General features: G+C 58.8%; 7 protein-coding genes. 6 read left to right on the top strand and 1 reads right to left on the bottom strand.

Features of this window, described 5'->3' with window-relative positions; all coding sequences use genetic code 11:
* Positions 1-11: 11 nt before the first annotated feature.
* Positions 12-1,409: a sigma-54-dependent transcriptional regulator gene (locus HG800_RS13515; RefSeq protein WP_169977138.1), complete on the bottom strand. Its 1,398-nt coding sequence runs from the start codon at positions 1,407-1,409 to the stop codon at positions 12-14.
* A gap of 551 nt (positions 1,410-1,960) precedes the next feature.
* On the opposite strand from HG800_RS13515, the gene HG800_RS13510 reads away from it, so the two are divergent.
* The 6 genes from HG800_RS13510 to HG800_RS13485 all read left to right on the top strand — a co-directional run bounded on the left by HG800_RS13510 (position 1,961) and on the right by HG800_RS13485 (position 12,448).
* Entirely contained in the window at positions 1,961-5,410 is a 3,450-nt protein-coding gene (locus HG800_RS13510) for a PAS domain S-box protein (RefSeq protein WP_169977137.1), read from the top strand.
* A 415-nt stretch (positions 5,411-5,825) separates the two neighbouring features.
* Complete coding sequence (locus tag HG800_RS13505) at positions 5,826-6,920, top strand: glycosyltransferase family 2 protein (RefSeq protein WP_169977136.1); 1,095 nt, start codon at positions 5,826-5,828, stop codon at positions 6,918-6,920.
* A 242-nt stretch (positions 6,921-7,162) separates the two neighbouring features.
* Positions 7,163-8,422, top strand: a complete 1,260-nt coding sequence (locus HG800_RS13500; RefSeq protein WP_169977135.1) for a glycosyltransferase family 4 protein — start codon at positions 7,163-7,165, stop codon at positions 8,420-8,422.
* Between the two features lie 104 nt (positions 8,423-8,526).
* Entirely contained in the window at positions 8,527-9,540 is a 1,014-nt protein-coding gene (locus tag HG800_RS13495; protein ID WP_261345923.1) for a lysylphosphatidylglycerol synthase transmembrane domain-containing protein, read from the top strand.
* 55 nt (positions 9,541-9,595) lie between these two features.
* Positions 9,596-11,110, top strand: a complete 1,515-nt coding sequence (locus HG800_RS13490) for an efflux RND transporter periplasmic adaptor subunit (RefSeq protein ID WP_169977133.1) — start codon at positions 9,596-9,598, stop codon at positions 11,108-11,110.
* A 9-nt stretch (positions 11,111-11,119) separates the two neighbouring features.
* Positions 11,120-12,448 (top strand): tetratricopeptide repeat protein, encoded by a 1,329-nt coding sequence (locus tag HG800_RS13485; RefSeq protein WP_169977132.1) that lies wholly within the window; start codon positions 11,120-11,122, stop codon positions 12,446-12,448.
* The last annotated feature ends 1 nt before the right edge of the window (position 12,449 follow it).

Raw genomic sequence — 12,449 nt, 5'->3', positions numbered from 1 at the left:
CTTACAAAATATTATCCATGAATACTGAACTTCTTGATTTTTCGATAAATGGTGGCCTGTGAGAGTCCCAGTGATCGGGCCGCTTCACTCACTTTGCCATTCGAAGATCTCAGTGCCTGTTCAATGGCGTCTCGTTCCATGCGGTCAATGGGCCTGAGTTCCGGACTCTCTGAGAATCCGAACTCATCGGAAACCTTGGAGTTTATGGTCGATTGGGTACTCGCTCCCTGGATTTCAGGGACCAGATCAGATAGCTCAACCAGGGGACCTACACAAAGGATGGCGACCCGCTCAATCAGGTTTTCGAGTTGCCGCACATTTCCCGGCCAGGGAAAACAGCGCATTGCCTCGATCGCTTCCCGACTGAATCCGTCGAGCGTTCGGCCATAGCGACTGGCTGCACTTTTGAGAAACGAGTTCGCCAGGAGTTCGATATCTTCTGGACGATCTCGAAGCGGGGGAATCGCCACCGGAACGACATTGAGCCGGTAGTATAAATCTTCGCGGAATTGTCCTGTAGCCACCATCGCTCGGAGGTCTCGGTGAGTGGCAGCCACCACCCGCACATCAACACTGATCGGATCGCTCTGGCCAATTCGCTGAACGGTTCGTTCCTGAAGAAAACGTAAGAGCTTGGCCTGAATCGCAGGGTCCATCTCACCGATTTCGTCGAGAAAGAGCGTTCCTCGATTGGCCACCTCGCAGCATCCGCGTTGCACGCGATCGGCTCCGGTAAAGGCGCCTTTCTCGTGACCGAACAAGGCACTCTCGGCCAGATCTCGCGGAAGCGACGCCACATTTAGAGGTACAAATGGTCCTTTGTCCCGTTGGCTGCGTTCATGCAAAGCTCTGGCTACAAGCTCCTTTCCAGTACCACTCTCGGCCTGGATTAGAATGGTCGCATCGGTCGGGGCGACGCGATCAATCAGGCTCCGGAGTTCGACCATGGCCCGGCTTTCTCCCACAATCGGTCGGCTGAGTGGTCGCTCCGTCGATGGTGTTTGCACGAAGGCCCTGATCTGGTCCTGAGGACGTTGAGCCGAGGCATCCAACGCATGGCTGATCGTCAGCCTAAGCCGGTTCAGATCGATCGGTTTCGTGATGTAATCGATTGCCCCATTCTGGATCGACGAGACAGCGCTGTCGATCGAACCAAATGCGGTCAGCATCACCACGCCCAACTCTGGACGATGCGACCGGAGCCACCCGAGCAGTTCCAGACCATCATATTCGCCGAACCGAACATCCATCAGGACCAGGTCTGGCTTTTCCTGTTCCAGCAGCACAAGCAATGATGGTTTGTCAGAAGCGATCGACGACCTGTATCCCCATCGGTCAAGGTGAAAGGTCATCAATCGAAGAAAATCGGTGTCGTCATCGGCGACGACGAGATGTCTCGAGCTGCTCATGGCTCGATGCTCCCTGCCGGTACAAGGACCATTCTCCCACACCCCCGCCAGCCCGACCTTGTGAAATCGAAGGCGCAGTACTGACCTCTACCAACTACTGTATGTTATGGACAACGAAAAAAAAGGCGACCTTCGCGACTGCCAAATCCACACAGCTCGAGACGACCTCGGGTTCAGTGTCCTGGGTGTGATCAATCCACAGAAAGGGGGTCGAGGTGAATTGCGGATCACGCGAGAAGACGAACCCTATTGGCGGAAGCAAGGCCCCTCCCTGTTGCTCGGCGCACGTAACCACGGCAATTGAGTCATCCTTCGTCAGGCTCACCCGACTTGCGGAACGGAGCCTGGCTGCCCCCTCCGTCGTGACTCTGTTTCAAGACGGTTGGGTCCTGATCAAAGGGTGTTCCGACCAGCACCAGGCCGATTGGCTCTGTTGCCAAAATTGTCCGATCCTCGCCCTTCGAGCCGCAGAAAAACGGGATTCAGGGTCCGAAACTTCGGCGTCAACACTGTCCGCTCCCTTGGTCAGCTCAGCGGGAAGCGTCCTCGGGATGATTCATGTGGCCGGTGAACCAACACGGTCCTGGACAGACCAGGACCGGGAAACGCTGGCCGATTTGGCCCAGCTCGGCGTGATCGAGTTGGAGCTCAGAGCAGAACACTCGATGGCCCTCCAGTCCGAAGCCGAGCTTCACTATCGCACCCGATTGGCCGAACTCCGAAGCGAGATCAGCGCTCGGATGACCCAAAACGCACCCTTGAACTCAATCCTTCAGGGCTGTGCCGAGTTGCTTCAGGAGGGTCTCGACGTGGCGTTTCTCCGCATCTGGACCCTGGAACGCCACGCCGAGGAACTTCAGCTCCGGGCCAGTGCGGGAATGTATACCCACCTGGACGGCGACCACAGCCGGATTCGGATCGGGCAGTTCAAAATTGGCTGGATTGCCGAACACCGGAAAGCTCACCTCACGAACACGATTGAAACCGACCCGATGATTAGTGATCAAGCGTGGGCCAAGCAGGAAGGAATGACCGCTTTTGCCGGCTATCCCTTGGTGGTGGACGATCGCCTCGTCGGAGTGATGGCAACCTTTTCTCGCGGCAAGCTTGGCGGGGCAATCCTGGAAATCATGGCCTCAGTGGCTGATGATCTGGCTCAGTGCATCGAACGGAAACAGGCCGAGGCCGGTCGGCTCGCGATCGAGGCCCGACAGACGGCAATCGTCCAATCAGCACTTGATTGCATCATTACTATTGACCATGAGGGTCGAGTCCTCGAATTCAACCCTGCCGCGGAACGGACGTTCGGCTACGCTCGACAGGAGGTCCTGGGCCAAAGTCTGAGTGAGCTCATCGTTCCCCCTGCCCTGCGCCAGGCTCATCGAGACGGGCTAAAACGATTCCTAGCGACCGGACAGGGACGTGTTCTCGGCCGACGAGTCGAGATCGACGCGATGCGCTCCGACGGGTCCATCTTCCCGATCGAGTTGGCCATCAATGTCGTCCCGCAGACAGGCAATCCGGTCTTCACCGCCTATGGTCGCGACATCACCGAACGGCACCGCTTCGAGAAGGATCTCAAGGAATCCAACGGCCTGCTCGAATCGATCCGCCGGATTCTCTCGCGATACATCGCATCCGACTGGCAATCGAACGACGTCTTCGCCGAAACGCTGGAAACCATCCTGGAGTTCTCCGGAAGTCAGTATGGATTTATCGGCGAGGTCCTTAGCGACGGCTCGCAACCCTATCTGAAGACCCACGCGATCACCGATATCTCCTGGGACGAAGACAGCCGACGGTTCTTTCAAGAGCATGCCCCCAACGGCCTCGAATTCCGCAACCTGAAGTCTCTCTTCGGCCGGGTCATCACTGAAGGTCTCCCCGTGATCTCGAACGAGCCGGACAAGGACCCGAGGCGAGGCGGCCTTCCCCCCGGCCACCCGGCACTTGAATCCTTCCTCGGGCTCCCTGTGCTTCGTGCCGGGGAACTGGTCGGTATGATTGGAATTGCCAACCGGCCAGGCGGCTACGATGAAACCCTGGTTGAACGGCTCCAGCCACTGGTGTCGACCTACGCTGGTCTGATTGAAGCGTACCGCGTCGACCTGAGGAGACGACGGGCCGAGGCCTCGCTCCGACTCACGCAGTTCTCCATCGATCGTGCGGGCGATTCCGTCTTCTGGCTCGATCGTTCCGGAGGTTTCCTCTACGTCAACGATCAGGCTTGCAAAAGCCTCGGCTACTCACGCGAAGAACTTCTCGGAATGAGTGTCTTTGACATCATGCCGCCGACCGAGGCCAGTCACTTCCGCAAGGGGTGGGATGTGCACTGGGAAGACCTCCGCAATCTCGGGTCCTTTACGTTCCGATCCACCCAGGCGCGCAAAGACGGCAGCGAATTTCCCGTCGAGCTGACCGTCAATTACCTCGCCAGCGAGGGGAAGGAAATTAACTGCACCTTCGCCCGTGACGTGACCGCTCATGAACGAGCAGCCATCGAACTCCGCAAGGCCCGAGACGCTGCCGAGGAAGCGAGTCGAGCCAAGAGCGAGTTTCTCGCGAACATGAGCCACGAGGTACGCACACCGATGGCGGCAGTCCTTGGCTTCGGGGATATGCTGCTGGCCCCCGGCCTTCCCCCTGCCGAACGCGATCGGGCCCTTCAGGGAATTCGAAGCAACGGCGCCCATCTGCTTCAGATCATCGACGATATTCTTGACCTGTCCAAGATCGAGGCAGGCAAGTTCGAGCTGTCCTTGATTCCCACCGATCCGCGTCAGGTCGTCCACGAGGTACACTCGTTACTTCGCGGTCGAGCCTCCGAGAAACAGATTGTGCTCCAAGCTGAGATTGTCGAACCGCTTCCGACCCGCATTCGGACCGATCCGGTTCGTCTTCGGCAGATTCTCGTAAACTTCACCAGCAACGCCATTAAGTTCACCCCGTCTGGCCAGAAGGTCGGGATTCGGTTGTTCGTGGATTCCTCGACCCAGAATCAAACCACCCTCTGCTACGAGGTCACCGATGAAGGCATCGGAATGGACCGCCGGCAATTGGCTCGCCTCTTCCGACCCTTCGAGCAGGTTGACTCCACAGCGTCAAGACGCCACGGCGGCACCGGACTGGGCTTGAGCATCTCCAAGCACCTGGCCGAGGCGCTCGGAGGCCGGATTGAGGTGCAAAGCGATCCCGGCCGTGGGAGTCAATTTATGGTCCGCTTCCCCATCCCCGCGATCACCTCGTCGGACTTCACCGGCCCTCACGAAGACGATTCCCCCCTGCCGACCCCTGCTCCCTCGAAACTGACTGGCTCCGTACTCGTCGCCGAGGACAATCCTTCTATCCAGCTCATTCTCCACTACCATCTGACCTCGATGGGGCTCAAGGTCGAGATCGTCGAGAACGGGAGACAGGCCGTCGATCGTGCTCGATCCGGAGAGTTCGATGTCATCTTGATGGACATGCAGATGCCCGAACTCGATGGCTATGGTGCAACCAGTTCCCTCCGGCAGGATGGCTATCGTGGCCCAATCATCGCCCTAACTGCCCACGCCCTTCGCGAAGATCGAGACCGCTGCCTCCGGTCAGGCTGTACCGATTACCTCGCCAAACCGATCAACGCCCAGACCCTTGCCACCACGTTGGCCCGATACCTTCCTGCCCAGACCTCTCAGATGCCCGATCGCTCCCCGACCAACGAGGGAACCACGACCGGCGATCAGCCATTTGAGCTTCTCGTGCATGCTTACCTGTCCGCCTTGCAAGAGCAACGGCTTCAGCTCCGAGCCCTTCTCGACTCGGGTGATTATGACCCGATCCGAGGCCTTGCCCATCGCACCCGGGGTGTAGCCGCCATGTACGGCTTCCCCGATTTGGGCGAAATTGCGGGTCTCGTAGAGGACGCCTTCGTCGAGCGTCGCGAATCTGAATTGATCAACGAACTCGTCTATGAGTTTCTCTCAAGCATCGAGACCATCCTCGACACTACCCACGGGTGAACTCAGTCCTGAACCGAGCGTCTCACCAATACAGCCACCTCGGACCAAACCCCACGATCGGACCGCGGTCCCGAGCCGCAATAAGTTCGTTCGAACGCTGATCGGGCTCTTCAAGGTCTCAAGCACCTCGTCTCAATTTGCGAAAATTCTCACCGTTTCTCAATTCAAGATGAGAATCGGTTGCATCCTTTCGAACTCGGCTTCGAATCACACGACACGCGCGACGCGACGTTAACACTTGAAATCAACCTAGGTTACGCCATTCCTCCCGAATAGATGTTTCCCAAAATCATCAAACTAACCTCTCGAATTGGCCTGATTCCATCGATGGCTCACGTCTTGCGGTTGGGAACAGAGACGACCCGAGCCACGCTCGATGATGAGCACCTGATACCACTCGATGGAGACGCGAACCATGCAGACCCTTACTTTCCCCCGCGTTGAGAGTTCGAAGTTCCAACAGCCAACTTCCTTTGAGCAGAACTCAATGGATCTGACACCGACAGGCCAGGTCCCGGGACGACTTCTTAGCTTCGTGATTCCGGTCAAGGATGAGGCTCCGACCCTAAGAATTCTCAAAGATCGCATTCTTGAACATCTTCCGTCCGGTGATCGGGCGGAATTGATCCTGATCGATGATGGCAGCACTGACGATTCGTGGCAAGAAATTCATGACATGGCGGCCGAGTCGCCGACCGTCGTTCGGGGAGTCCGGTTCCGTCGCAACTCTGGAAAAGCCGCCGCGCTGACCGCCGGTTTCCGAGCCGCTCGGGGAGCAATCGTATTTACGCTCGACGCCGATCTTCAGGACGATCCTCGGGAGATCCCTCGCTTTCTGGCCAAGCTGGAAGAAGGATACGACCTCGTCAGTGGCTGGAAAAAGGTCCGACACGATCCTTGGCACAAGGTCCTCCCGAGTCGCGTCTTCAATGCCATGCTGAGCAAGGTCTGCCAGGTCGATCTCCACGATCATAATTGTGGATTCAAGTGCTACCGAGCCGAGGTGACCCGTAACCTGACCCTTCATGGCGAACTTCACCGCATGATCCCCAGCCTCGGAGCGATCAACGGTTTTCGATCGGCCGAAATTCCCGTCCAGCACCACCCCCGAACACACGGGAGCAGCAAGTACGGCTTCGAACGATACCTGCGGGGCTTCGTCGATATGATGATTGTCGGCTTCCTCCGCCGTTTCCGGGAACGACCAGCCCACTTCATCGGCGGCATCTCGGCCCTGTACGTTGCAATCGGTTTGCTCTGCCTCTTGGCCGGTCTCGTAATCGGTCCTGCCATCGGTGCCGGACTGGCATTGATCCTCTCCGGAGTGGTCATGGTGGCCGTCTCGGGAGCGGTCGCAGTCGCGGCGATCCTCAGCGAGTTGGTCATTCGAGGCGGCCTGGCTCGCCAGTGGAGCCTGCCGATCGTTGAAGACACAGCGCGGTCCTTCCCTCGCAACGGTTCTGCCGACAGTATTCGAACAATCCCCCTTGCTTACGACGGACTTTCTTGATCCCCGACGGTTGTCCGAACCTCCACCACATCGATTTCTCACACGAGCATAGCCTTTTCGCCATCCTGGCAGGTTGACCCTGACCCATAGCGGCGAACACGTTGTCAGGCCTCTCGGCATCCTTCAGCGATACCGATCCGCTCATCCTCCGCGCAGGCCACACGAACACACATCCACAAACACACAATCCTTGCCAGGACATGTTTCCTCGACCACGACTTTTCCCGGAGTCTGTCCACACCATGAGTCACCCGCTCTCGATCTGCATGGTCAGTTCGACCTATCCCCGATCTGAAACCGATTATGCCGTTCCCTGGATGCGAGAATCGATCCGACGCCTCACCGAGCGAGGTCATCGTGTCTCTGTGCTTGCTCCAACGTTCGAAGGACTCAAATCCCACCAAATTGACGGCATTCCTGTGCATCGGTTTCGTTACGGCCCCAAGCGTTGGGAACGGCTGACGCATGAGGAGGGAGCACCAAGCAAGGTTCGAAATCCCTTGATGAAGGCCATGGCACTACCGTACGTGGCCATGGGGGTTCGGGCGGCGGGGCGCCTGGCGAAACAGCATCGCTTCGACATTGTTCACACCCACTGGCCCTTCCCTCATGAGCCGATCGGTTCGGCACTGGCTCGGGGCTGTGGCGCACCGTTGGTCCTCAATTGTCATGGGGCAGAATTCGCTCTTGCTCGTCGAAAGCCCTGGGTTGCGACCATACTCCGCAACGCCCTCCGTCGGGGCGACCTCATCCTCGCCAATAGCAACGACACAGCCGATCAGGTGCGGAAACTCAGTGATCGAGAGGCCCAGATCCTCCCTTATGGCTCGACCGTGTTGGCAAAGAAGCGGGTGGTCGAGCCCAACGCCGTTCCGCGGATTCTGTTTACAGGCCGCTTGATTCGCCGAAAGGGGGTTGAGTTCCTGCTCCGGGCGGTTCCATTGCTGCTTGCTCAAAGGAAGGTTGACGTGATCATCACCGGCAGTGGCGACCAGCGAGCCCCGCTCGAAGCGCTCTGCCGGGAACTTGGTCTTACCAATCACGTTCGCTTCCTTGGGTTCGTCAGCAACGAGGAACTCGACCGTGAATACGCCCGATGTGATATCTGGGTCAATCCCGCAATCGTCGATGATCTCGGTGATACCGAGGGCCTGGGAGTTGGCGCGATCGAGGCCTACGTTCACGGAAAGCCCGTGGTTGCTTCGCATGTCGGCGGAATTCCCGACGCGGTCCGGCACGGTGAGACCGGGCTCCTTGTGCCGGAAAAGAACGAGCGATCCCTGGCCATGGCGATCAACTGGCTCCTCGACAACCCCGAAATCTCCCGGCAGTTCGGACGCAACGGATTCGAGTTTGCTCGGCGCCAGTTCTGCTGGGACCGAATTACCAACGATCTCGAAGATGCGTATTCCCTGGCCCTCGAATCGCGCAATTCAGTCTCGGCCTCAGCGTTTCGGCCCACCTGGAGTCCCGAGCTCTCAACCGAGGCATTCCAAGTCTGACCCCTCTTTGTCTCAGGGCACTGGGTTTACCGATCGTCTCGAAAGCTCCGTCCCCCCCTTCTCCGTCGTTGGATTGCACCCCACCCCCCAAAGGATTCGAAACCATGGTCCGTGGCATCAAGGAGTCTCCTCTCCGAAGACGGTTCACATCAGTTGGCACTCTTCTCTTCATCGTGCCAATCGTTCTTCTCGTCCTCCTCTCAATTGGCACTGGCTGTCGGGATTTGGTCAGTAGCGTCTCTGGCTCTGCCTCGCGGATGAACTGGTCCTTCCTGGTGGTCGCGCTAAGCCTCACGGTTGTCTACCGCATTGCAAACGCCGCGGCCTGGGGCCTGATCCTTCGGTCCCTTGGCCATGACTTGCCCTTTCCCCATGCTTCTCGGATCTGGCTTCTCTCCGAAGCCTGCCGATGGCTGCCTGGAGGGGTCTGGAACCTCGGATCACGAGCGGCGCTTGCCTCCCGAGCTGGCCTTCCGGTCCGTGTGACCGGAGCCAGTCTCGGTCTGGAGCTGCTCCTCACCGTAGCCTCGTGGTGCTTCCTCGCCCTGATCGGTCTGACACTGCATTGTGAATCGTTCGGAACGCTCTGGATGAACCTCGACGGGGGCAAATCATTGTGGATCGGGGGCATCGTCCTGGCCGGAGGGCTCGGAATGGCCGTTACGATGAGAAGCGTTCCTGGCCTACACGCGAAGGTCCGATCGGCCTTCGTTCGCTTGCTCAGCGCGATCCGCCTCCAACCCAGTTCTGGACCTATGGGGGTGGCCTTCGTGTCTTATACTTTACTGGGGGGAATCAATGGACTTGCCTTCTTCATCGTCATTGAAGCGGTAGCTCCCGGATCGGATCTCCCCCTGCTGGCGGCAATCGGCGTCAATGCGGCTGCCTGGTTGATTGGCTTCTTCGCGGTCTTTGCTCCGGGAGGATTGCTTGTCCGAGAAGGGACGGCCGCGGCCTTGCTCGTCTTCTGGCTTCCGGTCGAACTCGGTCTCCTTGCCGCCGCTGCCTGGAGACTCGTTCAAATCGCCTCGGAGCTACTCTGCCTGGCACCCTTGACGCTTCGGTTTTCCCAGGGTTCTCCATCGCCCGCCGTGGCATTGTCCAGGCGATCCGAATGACCCGCCTTATCGAATCATCGATGGAGTCTCGCTCCTCTTGATCGAGTCCTGACACATGCAACCCGTATTCGAGGGATCGAAACAGCGATTGCGAATGTGGATCACCGAGGCGAGGTCTGCAGCCACCCCCGAGTCGTTGCGGGACCTGTTGCGTCGGAACGGGGGACTCGTTGCGCTCGGAATGATCACCGTTGCCCTCAGTACGGCTCTGCTCATTCTGGCCATCATGCCTCGCTATCAAGATCCTGCAGCTCGACTCTACACCTCCAAGCTAGGTTATGCGGGCATCGCCCGGAAGCTCGGAAAACCCTTCCCTGTCTCGGCTGCCACCGTGCAACACCTCCCGCTCACAACCACTTATCAGGGGGAGGGAATGACCCGGAGCGAGCCCATTCAGGTGCCCCTCATCCCCCTCGGAACGATTCAAAAAATCCATGCCGATCTGGGGGATCCAGTGACCAAGGGTCAAGTGCTTGTCGAGATCGACCCACGCCGTGCCCAGGTCAAAATCAACGCCGCGCAGGCCGCCATCACCATCGCGCTGGGCGAGCTTGAGCGAACCGAACTCGGTTCCTCCTACATCCTCGCTCAGGAACGCCCAGCGTTGGAACGGATCCGACACAAGTACGCGGAGCTTCGCGCTCAGGTGAACAACGAAATCATGGCCATGAATGTCGAACTGCTCCGTCGCAATGCCTCAAACCGAAAAAATCTCTTACTCGACTCGCTCAGTCAGCTCGAGGCGATGGCCGATCTTGAACTGGAAAACGTTTCACTGGGCATGGCAGAGGCTGGGGCCGAGGCAAGTGTCCGAATCGCCAAGGCGAAAATTGAGGAGGCAAAACTAGCCCTTCAGCATCGCGAACTCGAACTGGAGGACTACACCGTCCGATCGCCTGCCGATGGGGTGGTCGAGCGGCTCCTCGTCCATGAAGGAGAGTACAATCAGGACCCCGGCAAGCCTGCCATGCTGCTGGCCAGTGGTGTCTGGTTCGAGGCCCGGATGGACCAGACCAGCATCGGCCGATTTAGCCCCGGTACCCCGGCTGCGGTCCATCTTGAATCGTATCCTGGACAGCCAATCCCAGGTACGGTCACGAAGATCCTCCCAGTCGTCACTTACGACCTGGGTGGTCCCGAGGCAACCCGTCCCATCCGTCCGCTCGGCACCGGGGCGCCAGAATGGCCCTCAACCTTCGGAGTGCAAATTACCTTGCACACCGAGGAACTGCTGATCGTCCCTGGCCTAACCGGCTTCGCCCGGATCGAGTCGACCCACGCCGGCCCCTCAATTCCCAATGCCGCACTCGTCGCTCGGTCCGGGCGTACGGCATTCGTTTATGTGGCTGACGGCGATCAACGCAAAACGAAAGAGGTCGTCATCGGCGCCTCGGCAGGTGGCTATACCGAGATCCAAGCCGGGCTTGAACCAGGTCAGATCGTCCTCATCGATGGATATCAGATCCTTGAAACCGGAGACAGCGTCCAGATCGAAACGCTCGACGGTGAGCCACTGGATCCCCCTCGTGTCCTCTCCGATGCCGCACCCTCTGAACCAAAGCTCCCCTGAATCGTTGCCATGTTCAAACGCTTTGTACTTTGCTGGGTCGTCCTCGGAAGCCTCGGGCTGCTTGGGCTCGCCTCCCGAGCTCCCTGGTGGCGGATCCCCAACGGTTTCTCCTTCACTGACAATGGTTCACTCAAGGCCCTCCTCGAAGAGCCTTCCATTGTTCGCATCTACCAAAACGGCTGTCTGGCGATCGTCGGATTAATCGTGCTCCTAGGGGCACTCAGGCGGATGGGCGGACGCTCGGTTCGGCGGATCGCCACCACGGCGTTGACGGCCTCGCTCCTGTTCCCCTACGCCGTCACCGTCTGGCAGCCAGGCCCCTCGGCCCGAGCGGCCTGGCTCCACATCCAGCATGAGAATCTCACCTGGCTCGGGGGTGACCTCTACATGAATGGCGAGTTCACCGACACCCCACTGAAGGCCGGCAACTACGCGGTTGACACACCGAGACGTGTCCAGATCTTTGATCTCCCACTGAATGAGCCCTGGAACCTCGACCTGAACCGATTACCCGACATGCTCGACTGGCTCGGTTTCACTGAGCCGTTCTGCCAGTTCATCGGCAAGGGCTGGGTCTTCGCAATGCTCGGTCTGTCGGGCCTGCTCACCGCGACCTGTGTGGCCGATAGGAATGTCCATCGCGAGCGCATCACACACGCTGTCCGTCTCATAGTCTCACAGCTCATTCCCGCCGCGGCCCTCGCCTGGACATTGCCCTTTCTCGCCGGCCACCAGGTCATCGCCGCTCAGGCGGCGTGTCGAAACGCCAATTACGCCGAGGCGCTCCGCCTCCTTGAAGATGCCGGCCAATCATTTCCAATCTTGCGCGAAGATACGTACTACGTCGTTCAGGTCGGAGTGCTCCAGCACCTTCTCGGCAACCGCGATTGTCTTGAGGCCCGTCTTTACCTCGCCAACCTGATGGAACGATCCGGTCGTTTTTTTGAAGCGTCGGAACGCTACACGAGTCTCTTGCGCGATGCCCCTCCTGAATCTCCTTGCTCGCGAGAAGCGGGCCGAGCCTTGCTCCGCTGTGCCATCCACGACCTGAACTCCGGGCAGGTTGAATCTGCAATTCGAGGACTTGAAGCCATCCTCCATCGCGAACCCAACAACCTCAAGGCGAACTTTACCCTCCAGCTCGCCTATCTGCGCACGGGACGAGGCGACGAACTCGCCCGACTTGTCGAGGAATTGACCGCAACCTACTCCTGCTTCCAGTCTCCATCGAAGAAGCCCATTCTGGCCTTCGCTCACCACAACCTCTTCGTCGCCGCGCTCGACGCGGGCCAGCCCGACGACGCCCTACAGCATTACCGCAAATCGCTCCGCCCCTGAC

This window comes from Tautonia rosea, assembly GCF_012958305.1.
Taxonomy (GTDB): domain Bacteria; phylum Planctomycetota; class Planctomycetia; order Isosphaerales; family Isosphaeraceae; genus Tautonia; species Tautonia rosea.
This window is presented reverse-complemented; position numbering and strand designations above follow the sequence as displayed.

Coding starts and splice junctions, on each gene's coding strand:
- HG800_RS13490 (WP_169977133.1), top strand. CDS start 9,596: ATGCAACCCGTATTCGAGGGATCGAAACAGCGATTGCGAATGTGGATC.
- HG800_RS13505 (WP_169977136.1), top strand. CDS start 5,826: ATGCAGACCCTTACTTTCCCCCGCGTTGAGAGTTCGAAGTTCCAACAG.
- HG800_RS13515 (WP_169977138.1), bottom strand. CDS start 1,409: ATGAGCAGCTCGAGACATCTCGTCGTCGCCGATGACGACACCGATTTT.
- HG800_RS13495 (WP_261345923.1), top strand. CDS start 8,527: ATGGTCCGTGGCATCAAGGAGTCTCCTCTCCGAAGACGGTTCACATCA.
- HG800_RS13510 (WP_169977137.1), top strand. CDS start 1,961: ATGATTCATGTGGCCGGTGAACCAACACGGTCCTGGACAGACCAGGAC.
- HG800_RS13500 (WP_169977135.1), top strand. CDS start 7,163: ATGAGTCACCCGCTCTCGATCTGCATGGTCAGTTCGACCTATCCCCGA.
- HG800_RS13485 (WP_169977132.1), top strand. CDS start 11,120: ATGTTCAAACGCTTTGTACTTTGCTGGGTCGTCCTCGGAAGCCTCGGG.